We start from the raw sequence: 15,476 nt of genomic DNA, 5'->3' as shown, positions 1-15,476 counted from the left end.
ATGCTTTCTTCCATTCAGCGCATCTCGAAAAGCTCCTGGTGGAACGCCTCCGGCTCCAGCCCCTGGGCCAGCAGGTCGGCGCGCAACGCGCGGCCGAAGGCCGTGGGGCCGCAGAACCAGACGCTGGCGTCTTTCCAACCCGGCACCATGGCACGCAGGCGCTCACCTGTCAGGCGACCGTCCTTTTTGTCGATGAACAGGTGTAGCGCAACGCCGGCCGCCTGGCTGTCGGCGCGCAGTTTCTCGATGGCCTTCGGATCAACGTCGCTCGTCGGATGAAACAAATCGATGGGACGTGCGTCCTGGCCCTCGTGCTGCGCCAGGAACTTCATGCGCGCGATGAACGGCGTGATGCCGATGCCAGCACCGATCCAGATCTGGCGGGCACGCCCGTCGTCGAAAGTGAAGCAGCCGTAAGGCCCCTCGACCGTTACCCGGTCGCCGACCCGTAGGCGCTCAGGCAGCCGGCGGGTGTGGTCGCCCAGCGCCTTGGTGATGAAGGTAATGCGCCGGTCTTCCGGCACCCAGGCTGAGGCCAGCGTGTAGGGGTGCGGGCCTTCTTTCGGGTTAGACATAGCGAAGGCAAACTGCCCGGGCCGGTGGCCGGGCCAACCCGGATCCATCCGCAGGGTGGTTTCCAGCACATTCAGCGCCGGGTAGGCTTGCAGCGACTCGATAACGCCGCGCGCGGTGCGCTGCGCGCCGATCCGGCCCAGCAGCACCCACACCGCCGATACCGTGCCGCTCGCCAGCAGCATAGCCAAAGCCCAGCCCACGGGCTGCGCCCAGTAGGTGAACTGCACCAGCACCAAGGTGTGGAAGGCCAGCACCAGGTAGATCGCTGCCATCCAGTGGTGCGTCTTGGCGAACAGCCGGTATGGAAAGCGCTTGAGCAACGCCAGTACCAGTAGCACCGCGACGGCGTAGAAGGCCCATTCGCCCAAGTCTTCGGCCAGCCCGCGCCAGCCGCGCAACGCCGATTCAATGGAGCCCATTGAATCAGCCTCTGCGCGGGGCTTGCGCGCCGGGCGCGTCAGCCAGCCCCAGCCCACGGCCCACTTGGTGCCCTGCGCCCACAGCCAGTGCACTGTTGCGGCGGCCAGAGCGGCTATGCCGAGCCACTTGTGCAGGCGGTACATCTTGTCCAGTCCGTTCAAGCGGGGCTCCAGCCACGCAGGGCGCGTGGCCAGCACCATCGCCACGGACATCGTGCCGATGGCCAGTACGCCGCTGTATTGAATCCATACCGTCCGCAGGGCGAAGTAGTTGGACTGTGCAGGCCACAGCGTATCGGCAAAAAACCATAGAGCGCTCAATGCCAGCGCAAAAACCCAGAACGTCCAAATTATTCTCTTCATCGTGGATTTGCCCCAAATTCTGCGGAAGGCGCATGCGGTACTGGTCGGAAACCATCAATCCAGATAAGCGATAGCGTGCCTTTGAATGTGACCATGTATCCGCAATTACAGAAAATTTTAATTCTGACATCCCAACCTTTGGAAACGCTTTGGATTGATCAATCATCAATGAATAGGATCTAATTTTTTCCGCCGGCTTGTGGCATTACCTTGACTCAAGAAATGGTTGGCCCCCGATGCCGCCCAATCTCCCATGACACCCCGCCGCCGCGCACCGTCGCGGCCAGTTGCTTCCCCAGCCGCTGCTCGATCACCGGCTTCCACGGCACCAGCGAAAACCCCATGCCGTCGTCGAGCATCGCATAACGCCCACTGGCAAGCATGATGCTTCGCCGGTAGATGCCGGCCACGCGTTGCCCGTCGGCCACCGGGCGATGCTCTAGGCCGGTTTCGCCGGCAATGTCCTTCGCGGCCTGCGCTAGTTCCCGGTTGCGCAGCGTGCCCAGCAGGTTGCGCGCCAGGATCACACGCTGCCCGCGCCGCACGGCCAGCCCCTGTTCGGCCAGGAAGTCGGCGCGCTGCTGCATCGCCTGCTTGGCCTCGCCACCAAAGCCCAGGTCGCCCAAGCCCGAGCCGCCGTCGATCAACTGCTGGTCGAGCCAGGTGGCCCCGATCACGCGCGCCTGCCGCTCGATGGGCAGGTGCGATTTCAGCTCCACGGCCACGCCGCCCAGCCGTTGCGCGTCGTAGCGGCGGCCTTGCTCTGGCAGGTCGCCCGGCACCTTCCATAGCCCTTCGGCCACGCGCTCCACGATGCCAGCCCGGCGCAGGGCTTCCAGCCTGCGCACATGGGTGGCCACGACCTCCTGCGGGTCACGGCCCGGTGCGGCTTGCCCCTGCGCCACGGCCAGGTGATGATCGGTGCGGTACAGGCCATCGCTCGCCAGCGCGGCGATGTTCCTGTCGGCCGCGCGCACGTCGGTCGATCCCTTCACCTCCACCACGGCCCCGGTCGGGTAGTTCGCCAGCTCGTCGCGGGCGTTCAGGGCGACGTAGTGGGCCTTGCCGTCCACGCCGTCGATGACCAGATAGCCCCGGTCGCGCAGTTCGTCGGCCAGCCCCTTCGCGGCCACGCGCCCGAGGATGGTTCTGCCATTGTCTCCAGGCTCGAATACCGCCAGTTCGCGCGGCTTCCCACTCATTGCCCGCTGCATGGTGCGGATGATGTCGCCACGCTCGCCCAGGGCGCGCAGGGTCTTCTCCGCATCGGCATGGACGGCCCAGGCGCCCGGCTGCGTCTCGTCGGCCAAGCCCAGGCGCTGCAAGCGTTGCAGGCGGCCAATCAGCAGCAGGCGCTGGCGTTGCAAGTTCGGCTCGTTGAAGCGTTCGATCTGCACGCGGCCATCCTCGCCGGCCTCGCGCTTCAAGGTGCGATCCAGGCTCGTCCACCGCTCTTGCGCCACCTCGCGCTGCAAGGTCTGCTGGATCTCCAGCTCGGTGCGCGGCCCCAGCCACTCGGTCGCCAGTTCGGCGGCCCGGTGGCGGAAGCCGTCGGCGATGTAATCGCCCGCGATGATGAGGTCTTTGCCGGTGTCATCGCGCCCGCGCACGATCAGGTGGGTATGGGGGTTGTCGGTGTTCCAATGGTTTACGGCCACCCAGTCGAGGCCCGTGCCCAGGTCGGCCTCCATGCGGCCCATGAGGTGCCGCGTGTAGGTGCGCAGGTCTTCCAGTTCCGCGCCATCTTCGGGCGAGAGGATGAAGCGGAAATGGTGCCTGTCGTCGGCGCAGCGTTCCTTGAAGGCGTCGAGGTCGGCGGTATCGGTCTGCGGCCCGTAGGCTTGGCCCGGCTCGCCGTCGCGGCCCACGCCATCGCGCTCGATGTAGCGCAGGTGCTTGGCGAGCGACTGCGGGCTGACCCGCTGGTGATTCACCAGCAAGGTCTTGATGGTCACGCGCCGGGACATGGGCGTCAGCCTCGCCCCGGCGAATCGAGCTGCCGTGTGGCCGCGCCCCAGGCGCGAGCCGGGACGCTGGCCGGTGCCATGAGCCGACGCCGGACGGCGCACCGTGGACTTGCCGCTGCTGGCCTTGCCCGCCTGCTTGAGCACCTTGGAGACGAAGCTCTGCCCCTGGCCCTTGCCCCGGTTCTTCGGGGCGCTGGGGCGCACGCGGAAATCGTCATCGCGGCGGTCGCTCATGGCTGTGCTCCCTGAAAGCTGGGGCGTGTCCTGTCGTGCGAAAGCACGCGGACATGCCTGCATTGGCGCGGGCCTCGCGCCCCACGCGGCACGGCGGCAAAGCCGCTCCGTGCCGCGCCACCCCCACGTGCAGACTGGTTTTCGACGCGGGCCAGTGCCGCGTCCTTTTGTCTTGCCTTCCGCCTTTGCCCCTCGCTGGCGCTGCGGGCAGCGGCGGCCCGGTGGCGCTGCGCTGCTAGCGGGCAGCGCGCCGGCGAACGCGCCGATGGCCGCAGGCCGGGCGCGTTCAAGGCAAGACGCCTGCACGGTGGATGGCTGCGCCGAAGGCAGCGCGAAGTGCAGCGCGGATGCGCTCGCTCTGCACGCGCGACGACACACGGAACGCCACCGGATCGACACGCCTGATAGCACGATGATGCGCAGCGAATCGGCGGCGATCATGGACGTGTCTCCAACCACACCGGATGCGCGACTCCGATCACGGCGGATGCGCTGACCGGCCCGAAATACCGGCTGTCGAACGACGCCGGACTGGTGACACTGAGCAGGAACAGTTCGCCGGGGCGAAGCTGCCGGCACTGCGCCCAGGACGGCAGCGGACGGCCCAGCCGGTCGGCGGGCAGCAAGGCGGCCGAAGGCACGCCGTCGATGCTCAGAACGCCACCGGCCACGCACACCGTCTGCGGCGCGATAGCTCCCACGCGCTTGAGCAACAGAATGCGGGCCGGCAGATAGCCGCGACGCGCAGCCAGCGTGGTGGCATCGGGTGGCAGTCTGGTCAGGACGATGCTGCCCACCGGCAAGGCCGGGGGCAGCGAGTCGGCGCGATGGTCGAGCAGATCGACGCGATACCAGCCGACCGCCACGCTGTCGGACGGGTTGTAGGTCAGGCGCGGCAGCGGATGCACGAAGGACGCCCAGGCCAGCGCAGCGAGGCCGCAGGCGGACAAGCACGCCAAGGCGATGCGAGCGCGCAAGCGCGAACGAGGACGCGGCACCGTGCCGCCAGCAGAAACCGTGGTCATGGCAGCGCCCTCCCGGCCAGCCAGGCGGCGTGCCGCTCGGCGCTGTAGTCGGGCAGCGGCAGGCGCGCAGCGAGCCGATTGCCCAGCGTGCGCCAGTACGCGGGCGAGGCGTCGGCGGGCGCGATGCCCAGCGCCTCGATGGCGTCGATGCGGGCCAGCACGGCACGAACCGAGTTCTCGCCCTCGGCGTGCAGCAGTAGGCGTGCGCCGGGCTGCACGCCGGGGATGCGCTGCGCGCCATCCAGCGGCGTGCAAGCCTGCATCACCATGAGCTGCCAGCGGATCGTGCCGTAAGCATTGGCCTGCCAGCGGATGCGGCAGAGCATCGCGCCAGGCAAGAACAATGCGCAGCGCCGCCATTGGTCGAGGCGAAGGATGCGCGCCGGCTCGCCGAAGCGCAGATAGAGGTCGAAACGCTGGTCGATGTAGGCCAGCGCAACCCGCGTCAGCGGTACGCGGGCCGCCTGGCCAGCGAGCGCGGCGGATGCCGGTCGAGGCGCAGCCGTGGCCGCGCCAGTGGCAGGCGCGCAGACAGGCGAAGCGAATGCCGTCATGGTGTGTTCTCCCTGCGGTGTTCTGGAAACTCCCGCTCCAGCAGGCCGCGCAGCAGGTCGGCCACGGTCACGCCCTGCGTGAAGGCCGACACCTTGATGCGCGAGCGCATGGCGGGCGTGATGTCGAGGGTCAGGCGGGCGGTGTAGAGATCGCCCTTGTTCAGCGCATCGGCGTCGCCTTGGCGAATCCACGCCTCGGCGTGAGGATTCGCGGGCGGACGCGCGCCGATACCGACGCGCTTGGCAGTGCGTTTGCCGTTGGACGGTGGTTTCGTGGTCATGACGGCCACCGCAGCAGTTCATCGACCAGCGCCGTGATTTCGCGGGCGGCGGCGCTGTCCGGTGCCGTCTCGCGTGCCAGCCGACCAGCGGTCACGCTGTCGGCGAAAACGATGCGTTGATGCACTTCCGAGCGCAGCGCAGGAAGCGGCTGTTCGGCCAGCGCCTGGCGCGCTTCGCGTCCGATGACCGTGGTACTGACGCGCCGGTTGATGACGAAGGCCGCGCGCAGCGCAGGCCGGAAGACTTGCGCCTCGCGGATCAGCGCCACCATTTCCGCCGATGCCCACAAGTCATAGGGGCTGGGCTGCACGGGTATCAGCGCGCGCTCGGCCGCCAGCAGCGCGGAGCGCGCCAAGGCGGCGATGCGTGGTGGGCCGTCGATGACGACGTGATCGGCCCGCCTGGCGAGTTCTGGCGCTTCCTGATGCAGCGTTTCACGGGCGAGGCCCACGGCACTGAACAGCCGTGGCAAGCCTTGCTGGCTGCGGCGCTGTGTCCAGTCCAGTGACGAACCTTGCGGGTCAGCGTCCAGCAGCACGACGTGCTGGCCACGCATCGCCAGCTCGCCAGCGATGTGGGTGGCGAGCGTGGTCTTGCCCACGCCGCCTTTCTGGTTGAGCAGCGCGACGATCATGGCCTGGCCCTCCATGCTGGAAAACCGGGCTTTGTCTGCTGCGTTTGTGGCCGCGTGGCGGTTGTCCACCGCGACGGCGTTGCTCTACTACAAGTTAGAGAATTTAAGTTAGGTAAGTTAAGGGAGGCCGAAACCCGCGCCGTTATTGGCTTTGCGGCCGATCCGTACTCCTGATAGCACGATAGTCGTACTCCCGATAGCACGATACCCCGTACTCCTGATAGCACGAGCCCGTCCACCGCTTTTCCCGAAGTTATCCCCGTGCCGCAAACGGCACGGGCCGAAACATCAGCAACTCGACTCCATCGCCCGGCATCCGCTCGATGCTCAGGACATAACCGGGCAGCGACTGCCGCGCGACCAGCGCGCGCAGGTCGTAGGCGAAGTCCGAGAAGCGCGTGACACTGCCTGATTTGCGGTACAGGTGCCGGAAATCGAATTGCCAGCCGCCTTCCTGCCGCCCGCCGTGCTTGCGCACCAGGCGGTACAGCCATCGCTCGATGCCGCCCGTCAGCCGGAAATACGCCGGGTCGATGGTCAGTACCAGGGCGGCATCCATCACCCCGCCAAAGAACCAGTCCGGCAGGATCAGCTCCAGCCCCAAAGGTGTGCCCTCCGCATCGGCCAGTTCCTTCCACTCGTTGATCCACGAAAACCGATGCAAGCGTCGCCCCGTCGTCTCGCGGATAGACGTGGCCACCGTGGTCGATTGCAGGCGATCCAGGGCCGCTTTGAGGCGCTGATAGTCGCGCAGCGACGTACCGCGCCCGATGAAGCGCAGGATCTCGTAGGGCGTGGCCTGCATCAGCCGCGAGGGCCGCAGGCCCGCGTCGCGGGCTTCCACAATCTGCGAGGCCGCCCAAATCAGAATGTCGGCATCCCAAATCGTGGCAATGCCATGCTCGGCCGTGCCCTCCACGCGGATCGTGACGTTGCCGCTGTGGAAGTCGATCGGCGCTGTGCGCCGCGACTTCGCCAACGAGAAGAACGGAAAGGCCATCAAATCCTGGCTGTCGCGCGGTGCCATGTCGCCCGGCAAGGCGCGGAACAGGTCGAGCTGTTCGCGTTCTTGCGAGGGCCGCTGCCGGGACGGCAGCGCGGGGCTGGACATGGCGATGGCCTGGCGCGTGCCAGCGATCAGCGCGCACGACTGTCCGCCGCGTGCTGTTCGGCGTACTCAGGATCGGAAGTCGTCTCGAAGCTGCGGTCGGCAGCCCAGGCATCGAGGTCGGCCACGGCGTACATGACGCGCCGGCCGAACTTGCGAAAGCGCGGGCCGCCGCCGATCACGCGCTGCTTTTCCAGCGTGCGCGGCGACAGGCGCAGGTAGTCGGCGGCTTCGTCGTTGGTGAGATAGCGCTGCGGCTGGGCGACAGCGGTGGGAACAGTGGCGGCAGGCCGCAAGGGAGCGGGACGCATGGTGTGAACCTCCATCGGTTTTGAAGCTCCGGCCACACAGCGCAACCGGATGGAGGCAGTCTCAGAAAACGAAGCTCCGCTGCTCAGGGACGTTTTGCATCCCCATCAAAACGTCCCTTCTCAAGCGGCGGTAGTTGTGCTAGGCGGCGATAGCCGCCGCGCATCAACGCATTGCCCCGGCGCACCATGCGACGCACGCGGGCACGCAAGTCGCCGTCGGCGTGCCAGTCGGCCGCCACGGCGTCGGCACCGAACAGGCCCTCGGCCACCTCGCGCAAGGACGCGCCCGCCAGGGTCGCGTCGAGCGCCTGCAGGGTGTGCAGCTCCAGCATCGCTGCCGGTGCTGGCCGGGGCCTGGCGGTGGCCAGCGTCGCGCTGCGCGTAGGCGCAGCAGCGCCGCCGCCACTTCCGCGATTGGCATAGGCGACAGCCATGCCGTCTTCCAGGCCGGGCGCCAGCGCGAAGCGCGCGCAATGGCCGGGGCTGCGCGCGATCAGCGCCAGCCCTTTGCCGTCATGCAGCAATTGTTTGTGGCCAGGGATGTGCCAGAACGTGAAGGTCAGCGCATCGGGTGGCGGGTCGGCATCGGGATGGAGCTGAACTACGGCATCGTGGCCGGGAAGCCAGGCCGGATGCGCGTCGCGCGCATCCAGGGCCGGGTCTTCCAGCAAGCGCAAGCCCCAGCGAAGTGCCGCCTGTTGCGTGGCCTGATGTGTTTGCGACCGGCGACGGTGGCGCAGCCAGTCGAGCCGGTAGTCGGGATGACGGCGCAGGTACTCCCAGGCCAGTGCGAGCGTGTCCAGGCACAAGATGTAGAGGTACGCGGCGGTCGGATACCAGTGCGCGATATGGTGTGGATTGACCATGACGCCAGCTCCCGTCGAATTGCAGGAACGTCGTCACGGGCATTCAGAACGGAGCTACCGCGTCCACATCAAAACATCGTCCGAGTCTGTTTATTAAGCTGTAACATCAAGTGTCAAAGACCGATTGGCTCCGGGGTATTGCGCAATGCGTCCGAATACGACGGCCACGCAGTCCAAGAACGTCACGCGGCACAAATCAAGGTGCCGTAGCCAGCGCCAAAGATCGTGACCGTTTCCGTCTCAAAGCCTCGGCTTCATGCAAGAGTGCGAATTGAGACCGGACAAATCCGAATTGCGACGGAAATAGTCTCAATACGTCCGGCTGCGCCAGAACACGAACGGCTTAATCGACAATGCCGCCGTTTTCCTGCATCAGCCGCAGGTATTCCGACAAAGGCCGCACCGCCTGGAAATACCGATCCCGCATCACGGGCTGCTGGCGCGGCCCGACGATGGATGCCAGGTCGGACAGCTTCACGGTGCCCAGCTCGGGCATCCCCAGGCCTAGGTCGATCAGGCCGTAGGCCGTATCGCCGTCTGCCGGGTCGAGCGAAGCGAGCAGCCAGGTGAGGTGCGCGTCCGGGGTGAACAGGCGTACCACGGGCAGCGGGTCGCCGGCCTGACCGTCGGCACGGGCTTGACCGTGGGCCAGCAGGCGCTGGCGCTCGTCCTCGGTGATGAGTGGCTTCATGGCGGTCTATTCCCAATTCACAAATCCGCCCAAGCGTGAAAACGCAAAGCCGCATCGGCGGATTTGAGAAAAAGCACGATTGTGATTTCGTGGCTTTGCGCCTTTGTGGAAATCCGCAGAGGCACGGATGCGTATTTCCGTAAAAACACAAAACAGTGAGGCGTTGATGAAAGAGTTAAAGATAACGTGGTTTAATTGTGCTGCGACTCGACGCTTCTGTCCATGCAGAAGCGATCCATCCAGCGCGGCCGACCGGCCGGCGCCACCACCTACGATGCCGAGTTGGCGCAAGCCTTCGGCGCGGCGGTGCGCGCGTTGCGGACGGAACGCGGCATCGCGCAGGAGTCGCTGGCGCACCTGGCCGGTGTCGAGCGTTCGCACATGGGCAAGGTCGAGCGTGGCGAGCACATGCCCACGCTGGCGATCATCTTCAAGATCGCCAGCGCGCTCGAATGCAGCACGGCCGTGCTGATGAGCGAGGCTGAAAGCCAGCTCGCAGCGGCGGCCCAGCAGCCGTAGGCGCTGGCCGGGTCGATCCGGCGCCGCCGGTTCGGTGGTATCGAGGGGCGCCAAGCCCAGCGCGGCGGGGATAGCCCGCAGGGGCTTTCCCTCGGAGGCAAGCGAAGCGCGCAGCGCCGCAGGCGCGAAGGCGTGAGGGATTGGAGCCGGATGGCCGTGACGGCAAAGACGGCACGGGGCGTAGCCCGTAAAGCCCGGCGGTGCATCGCACCGACACGCCATGTCCTGACTGCAACCGTAGACGCCATATCCAGACAGGGAAACGCAGCCCGATATGGGGCACTGCCTGCGGCGGCTGCGTTCGGGACGAACGAACAGCGCAGCGCCCCGCCGTGTGGCGGGGCGCTGCGGGCGGCGGTTACGCCGCCTGGGGCTTGCTGCGCGACCAGATCAGGTCGTGCGTGCCGTTCTCGCCTTCGATCAGGCGGGCGTAGACAGTGGACGGGAACGAAGGATCGTCGAGGGTCACGGAGATGTACTCCCGCCCGGCCTCACTGGTCTTCTTCCACGCCGCGCCGATGTCGTGGCTGGCGGCCTGCAGGCGGAAGTCAGGGGCCTTCTCGTTGTCGCCCTTGTCGTTGGGCACCAGCTTGACCTTGACGTTGAGCGTCAGGGTGCGAAGCGTGCCGGTGAAGCCGTCTTTGTCTGCGGTGAAGGTGCCGATGTTGGCCATGATGAAACTCCTTTTGGTGGAACAAGGTTCGCGCCCATCGCGTCCTTGTTGTGATCCGGCCGGCGGGGGACGGGCTGGCTGCACCGCTTGCGGTCGAAACGCAGTGGAGAGCCGGGAGGCGAAAAGAATTTGTCCCGCGAGGAATCTGCGCAGCAGAGGGGAAATTGTTTTCGCTGGACGGTTGCAGCCATGAAGCCCGAGGCGCAGCCGCGCCACCGCCAGGATTCACAACAACACAAGGACGCCTTGGGCCGAACCGCACCGCAAGGAGATAGGGCCGGCTCGGCATCCCCGCACGAAGGCTGCTCCGGCTCGCCCGCTGACGCGGGCCAAGTCAACCACCCAATGACAAGCGAGAACGCCCCCACCGCACCTTGCGGCGCCGGTGTTGAGGCGTGGCGTGGAAGCTCCATAGCGATGCCGGGCGGGTTGTCCGTGAACCGTCCTTCGTGGACGTGATGGGTACGAACTGCCAGCGTTGAGGACGGCACGCATTTGCACAACCTGCCGCAGCAAGTGCCAGCGTGTTCGCCAGCGCCCCGTCCATCGCGGCGGGGCGCTGGCCGGGCCGATCCGGCGCAGCCGGTTCGGCGGTATCGAGGGGCGCCAAGCGTCGCGCGGCGGGGATAGTCCGCAGGGCTTTCCCCGGAGGCAAGCGAAGCGCGCAGCGCCGCAGGCGCGAAGGCGTGAGGGATTGAAGCCGAATGGCCGTGACGACACAGACGGCACGGGGCGCAGCCCGAAAGCCCGGCGGCGCTTGCGCCGACACGCCCAAAACAACCAGCATCGGGCACCATAGAGCTTTCGGAATCAGTGCCAGCGTATAGCAGACAACAACTCCAACACGTTTAACGATGACTCAGACACTTTGCCCATATGCCCTGACGCCGCTCGCATCGGGAGAAAGCAACGACGAGCACATACTTCCCGTGGCTCTGGGGGCTCCCGCCAGCTTCACGGTTCGCGCGCTAGCCGCTGAAAACAGTCGGATGAATGACCTCATCGACGAGCCGACAGTCAACGATCCGATGGTTCGTTTTTTGGCTATGTCTCAGGGAGTGGTCTCCCGGTCTGGCAACGTCAAAGCAGCCGTGAATGGAACTGTCCACGGTAGCGGCGAGGATGTGAGAGCTACGTTCTCGCAGAACGGTCTGGATCTGAAGTTCCATCAGCCAGTGGACACCGACAGCGAGGGGCGAGTGATCGGTGTTCGCGGCTTTGGTGATGCAGCCCGACAGATGGCGAACCAAATTGCAGCGAACTACGCAAAGAAGGGCATCGCCGTCGAACTTGGGGCAGAAACAAGCCAGGGACAGCCTCAACTGAACATGCGGCTGGTCGCCGACATGCTCATGATCCGGCGGCAACTGTTCAAAATCGCCTATCTCACGACAGTGAAAATCTTCGGTGACGAGGCAATCACAGGGCCAAGTGGTCAGCAGCTACGGGCTGCGATGATGGCCGAGAGTGATGAGGCTCTGGCTCGCACCAAGATTGCCGGCGCCGCGTTCCAGCCGCTACCGCCCGGGTTTGCTCGTTCTGCAAGACACGCTGAACATGCCATCACCTGTGCCGTCATGCCCAGCGTTGGTGTGGTGACTTCCGTTGATCTGTTCGGGTGCTTCACCCTATTTGCGGTGACACCTGCGGTTGGAATCTTTGCCGATGAAGGAACGGGCGAGGTAATCACGATTGACGCCTCCAGCTCGAAGCTCATGAGCCACCCATACCTGGAGGCGCTGCCAGGGCTGGTGGCAGCCTCCTTCCGGGGCTGACACCTCTAACGCCGCCGCCTGAGCTACAGCGAAGGCGGCGGCGTTCTGGTTCGGCTGTTGGCCTTGAACACCGGGCGCGGCCACTGCCGCGCCCGGATTTTGCTGTTCACCGCGCCCAGGGCGGAACCGGCCTGGGCGCGGTGCTGGTCGGGTCATTCCTTCGTCTCGATGAGCCGCCACACAACGCAAAGCGCCCCGGTCGAGGCCGGGGCGCTTGCTGTCGGCGCGGGTCAAGCGGCCAGCGCCAAGGCGGTTTCATCCGCCATTGCCTCGGCATCCTTCGGGGCATCCTGCGCCTGCGCTTCCTCCGGCACAGCTTCCGGGCCTTCGGCCTTGAAGATGGCAGGCATCCAGCCGGTGCCATCGGCCAGCCGCTCGGCTTCGCTGGCAATATCGGCCTTCTTCAGTTTCGCCAGCCGGTTAATGGAGTCCGGCGCGTACTCGCCCACGGCTTGCAGAATCACGGCCTTGGGAACGTGCTTGAAGTATCCTTCTGCGGTCGGCTGCCACCATGCAGCCATATCGAGGCCCACGGCCTGCGCCAGTTCCGCGCCGGGTTGGTGCGGCGTGGCGCGGGGCATCACCACGTCCACCGTGGAGGCCACGCACACGGCCAGCAGCTTGACGAGTTCGTCTTGCGACTTCGCCAGCAGCGCGGCGAACAGTTCGGTGCTGTCCTGCGGCAAGGCTTCGCCCGCCACCTGTTGCAACTCGCGCAGCGCCACGGCAGCAGGCGATTCCGGCCAGTCCGGGGCCATGCCTTCCAGCCGGTCTTGCACTTTCAGGCTCACGCCCAGCGGCAACGCATCATGACGGGGGCCGTAGTGGCTTTCCTGCAAGACGGTCTGCACCATGCCATGCACCAGCGCGGCCAGCGCCACTTGCGGATGCCGGGCGACTTCGATTTGCAGCGCGGCGGTACGGTGGGCGCTCAACCGCTGCGCCAGCCGGTCGGACATGGCGGCGGTCTTGGGCTGCCCCTCGCTGTCTCCGTCTTCGCCTTCGTCGTCGCTCTCGGCATCCTCACTGCCGAAACCTTGGCGCAGGCGTTCCAGCGTGCGCAGCGCCTTGGCCTCGGCTTCGCGCATCAGGCCGCGATGAATGACGGCCTGCCCGTTGCGGTCGATAGTGACGATGGCACCGGCTGCGGCCTTCACGGTCGGGCTGTAGTCCTGCAAACCATCTTCCAACGCCTGCAACTGCTCGCCCACGGCTTCGCCTTCCTCTTGCAGCGCGTCGGCCTTGTCCTCGTCCTCGGCTTCCAGCGCATCATCGAGGGCTTCGCCAATGACCTGCACCTTGGCTTGCAGCTTTTCGATGCGCTGCGCTTCGCGCTTGGTCGGCTCGCGCCGCTCCCTCGGCGCACGCTGGAAGGCGTGCAGGTCGGCATGGGTCACGCCCGGCGTGGCATCCACCCATGCCCAGCCTTCGGCCTTCATCTCGGCGGCGATGCCCGCCAGCCGGTCTTGCGCCAGCCTGTCCAGCAGCGCGGCATCGGTCAGATACACGCCCGCGTCACCTTCCGCGAACAGGTCACGGCGCACGCCACCGCCTGCGGCTTCGTAGGCGTCCAGCCCGACGAAGCGCACCAGCGGATGCCGGTAGGCGTCGATTTCGCGCTCAGTGAGTCGGTCGCGCAGCGCGGACGGCTGGCGCTGCCACTGCGGCGCATCGTAGAACGCGGCTTCCTGCGCGGCGTGGTCGTCGGTGATGGACAGCGCCATCAACTGATCGAGCGTCACCGCGTCGGCCCGGTAGTCGGCCATCAGGCGCGGCGAGACATTCGCCAGCTTCAAGCGGCGCTGCACCACCAGCGGCGTGACGGAAAAATCCGCCGCAATGTCCTCGATGGGCCGGCCCTCCATCACCAGTGCGGCGAAGGCTTCAAACTGGTCTGCCGGGTGCATGGCTTCGCGCTGCACGTTCTCGGTGAGGCTGGCGGTGCGGGCCGTACCGTCGGCCACTTGCAAGCAAGGCACCTCCCAATCCTTGGCGATGCGGTGCTTTTTCGCCAGCAGCTTCAAAGCTGCGAGGCGTCGGCCACCGGCCACGACTTCGTAATGCTCGCCATCGCTGGCGGGGATGACGATCAGGTTTTGCAGCAGGCCCACGCGCTGGATGGATGCGGCCAGCTCGGGGATGGACATGCGCGAGGTCTTGCGCACGTTGCGGCCCGTGGGGCGCAGCACCAGCCGCGACAGCGGAACCAGAATCAGGTTCTTGGTCGGGTCGGCAGCTTCCAGCGGGATTGCGGCGGCGGCATTGACGGCGCGGGCTTCGGTGTAGGTGATGGCGTTCATGGTGGTTCTCCAATCGAGTGAAACAAGGGAGTGGAGGGGAAACCGCCCCTCCTGCGGGGGACGGGTCAGGCTTTCAACTGGCGCAGGCCATCGGCCAGCATCCAGAGGGCGCGATTGAGGCGCACATCGGAATCAATGCCTTGCACGGGGCGGGTTTGCTGGCGACGTCCGTTGGCGCTGCGCCCGGACAGGCCGCCCTTGGTCAAGTTCTCCTGCGTGCGGTTGAACACGCTCCACAGGTCGGGGCGGCGGTCTTCAAACCGGCGCGGCATCAGAATCTGGCTTTCGGTGATGGGCGCGGGCTTGTTCGGGTCGTCGTACTTGAGGGCCAGCGCGGCGCGGGCAAACACCTCGGCCTCGCCTTCGTCCAGCGTGATGGCGCGCATGGCATCGCGGGAATCGCGCACACGGTCGAAACCGCGCAGCACCTCAAAAGCGCCTTCGATGACTTGGCCCGCCACGTCGCCTTTGTGGGGGACGCGCACATCGGCCACGGTGTCGCCGCAGACAAGGCCATTGCTACAAACAAATCTGAATTGGCCCGCCAGCATCTGGTAACTGCTGGTGCCATCGTGCGAGTTCAGCAGGATGATTTCGTTGGCTTCCGCGCCGTTGATCTGGCTGGCATGGCGCAGGCGCAGCATGTGTTTCGTGTGCTCGCGCTTGCCTTCATCGCGCACACGGGTTTGCGTCACCATGAAGGGCTGAAACCCTTCCTTGCGAAGCTCGGTCAACACTGCCGCCGTGGGGATATAGGCGTACCGCTGCGAACGGCTCTCATGCGGGGCATCCGCAAAGATGGACGGCGCTACACGGTGAATCTGGTCATCCGACAGGGGATAGTCGGAACGCAGCGCGGGGGAATGGGAAGCGAAACGGGAAGCGAGTTGCATGGTCTTTCTCCTGACAAAAAGAGGTTTGTTGTTCACGCACACCGGATTCCAAGATTCGGAGCCCAGCCTTTGTGGCTGTTCGGTGCGGTCGGCACGAGGAACCCGGTTGGCCCTGTTGCCACCGTCTTTCCTGAGTTCATCGCCCGCGACGGTCAGGAGCGCGCGGACGGGGGCCGTCAAGGAGAAAAGCGCAGGGTTGGTGCGGCCCGCAGGCGCAGCCGAGGACACGGCCCTGCGCGCCTTGATGGCACACGGGAGCGGGCTACAGTCGCGGACAAGGTGATGA

15 protein-coding genes are annotated in these 15,476 nt (G+C 66.1%); 2 read left to right on the top strand and 13 right to left on the bottom strand.

The features are described 5' to 3' along the window. Window positions 1-14: 14 nt before the first annotated feature. From RT282_RS00150 to RT282_RS00105, 10 genes are all read right to left on the bottom strand, one after another. Window positions 15-1,358, bottom strand: coding sequence for a ferric reductase-like transmembrane domain-containing protein (locus RT282_RS00150; protein WP_063598493.1), 1,344 nt, complete (start codon window positions 1,356-1,358; stop codon window positions 15-17). Window positions 1,359-1,573: 215 nt separating this feature from the next. After that, a complete protein-coding gene (locus tag RT282_RS00145) occupies window positions 1,574-3,559 on the bottom strand; it encodes a relaxase/mobilization nuclease and DUF3363 domain-containing protein (RefSeq protein WP_313311035.1) in 1,986 nt (661 codons plus the stop codon). Between the two features lie 437 nt (window positions 3,560-3,996). Then, window positions 3,997-4,584 carry a S26 family signal peptidase gene (locus RT282_RS00140; RefSeq protein WP_313311034.1) on the bottom strand — a complete coding sequence of 196 codons (588 nt, stop codon included), beginning with the start codon at window positions 4,582-4,584 and terminating at the stop codon, window positions 3,997-3,999. Then, complete coding sequence (locus RT282_RS00135) at window positions 4,581-5,138, bottom strand: DUF2840 domain-containing protein (RefSeq protein ID WP_227334530.1); 558 nt, start codon at window positions 5,136-5,138, stop codon at window positions 4,581-4,583. Before RT282_RS00135 ends, RT282_RS00140 begins: the two co-directional genes overlap by 4 nt. Beyond that, window positions 5,135-5,419, bottom strand: a complete 285-nt coding sequence (locus RT282_RS00130) for a hypothetical protein (protein WP_063598490.1) — start codon at window positions 5,417-5,419, stop codon at window positions 5,135-5,137. The genes RT282_RS00135 and RT282_RS00130 overlap by 4 nt, the downstream gene beginning before the upstream one ends. Then, window positions 5,416-6,054, bottom strand: coding sequence for a ParA family partition ATPase (parA, locus tag RT282_RS00125; protein WP_063599494.1), 639 nt, complete (start codon window positions 6,052-6,054; stop codon window positions 5,416-5,418). The genes RT282_RS00130 and parA overlap by 4 nt, the downstream gene beginning before the upstream one ends. 253 nt (window positions 6,055-6,307) lie before the next feature. Further along, entirely contained in the window at window positions 6,308-7,165 is an 858-nt protein-coding gene (locus RT282_RS00120) for a replication initiator protein A (RefSeq protein ID WP_063598489.1), read from the bottom strand. 26 nt (window positions 7,166-7,191) lie between these two features. After that, window positions 7,192-7,473: a helix-turn-helix transcriptional regulator gene (locus RT282_RS00115; RefSeq protein ID WP_063599493.1), complete on the bottom strand. Its 282-nt coding sequence runs from the start codon at window positions 7,471-7,473 to the stop codon at window positions 7,192-7,194. Between the two features lie 83 nt (window positions 7,474-7,556). After that, window positions 7,557-8,339: a DUF2285 domain-containing protein gene (locus RT282_RS00110; protein WP_063598488.1), complete on the bottom strand. Its 783-nt coding sequence runs from the start codon at window positions 8,337-8,339 to the stop codon at window positions 7,557-7,559. Between the two features lie 343 nt (window positions 8,340-8,682). Further along, window positions 8,683-9,030 carry a DUF2958 domain-containing protein gene (locus RT282_RS00105; RefSeq protein ID WP_227334532.1) on the bottom strand — a complete coding sequence of 116 codons (348 nt, stop codon included), beginning with the start codon at window positions 9,028-9,030 and terminating at the stop codon, window positions 8,683-8,685. 222 nt (window positions 9,031-9,252) lie between these two features. Between RT282_RS00105 and RT282_RS00100 the strand changes: the two genes are divergently transcribed. Continuing rightward, on the top strand, window positions 9,253-9,549 hold the full coding sequence (locus RT282_RS00100) for a helix-turn-helix domain-containing protein (protein ID WP_063598486.1): 297 nt from the start codon (window positions 9,253-9,255) through the stop codon (window positions 9,547-9,549). A 358-nt stretch (window positions 9,550-9,907) separates the two neighbouring features. Here the strand turns inward: RT282_RS00100 and RT282_RS00095 are convergent, their stop codons facing one another. Then, window positions 9,908-10,222 carry a DUF736 domain-containing protein gene (locus tag RT282_RS00095; RefSeq protein ID WP_063598485.1) on the bottom strand — a complete coding sequence of 105 codons (315 nt, stop codon included), beginning with the start codon at window positions 10,220-10,222 and terminating at the stop codon, window positions 9,908-9,910. A gap of 989 nt (window positions 10,223-11,211) precedes the next feature. Here RT282_RS00095 and RT282_RS00090 point away from each other — a divergent pair. Then, window positions 11,212-11,997, top strand: a complete 786-nt coding sequence (locus tag RT282_RS00090) for a hypothetical protein (protein WP_155739997.1) — start codon at window positions 11,212-11,214, stop codon at window positions 11,995-11,997. A gap of 230 nt (window positions 11,998-12,227) precedes the next feature. On the opposite strand, the gene RT282_RS00085 is transcribed toward RT282_RS00090, so the two are convergent. Continuing rightward, window positions 12,228-14,297 carry a ParB/RepB/Spo0J family partition protein gene (locus tag RT282_RS00085; protein ID WP_063598483.1) on the bottom strand — a complete coding sequence of 690 codons (2,070 nt, stop codon included), beginning with the start codon at window positions 14,295-14,297 and terminating at the stop codon, window positions 12,228-12,230. Between the two features lie 65 nt (window positions 14,298-14,362). After that, window positions 14,363-15,190, bottom strand: coding sequence for a DUF932 domain-containing protein (locus RT282_RS00080; protein ID WP_227334534.1), 828 nt, complete (start codon window positions 15,188-15,190; stop codon window positions 14,363-14,365). Window positions 15,191-15,476: the final 286 nt, after the last annotated feature.

The sequence above is a fragment of the Pulveribacter sp. genome (genome assembly GCF_032079985.1).
GTDB lineage: Bacteria > Pseudomonadota > Gammaproteobacteria > Burkholderiales > Burkholderiaceae_C > Melaminivora.
This window is presented reverse-complemented; position numbering and strand designations above follow the sequence as displayed.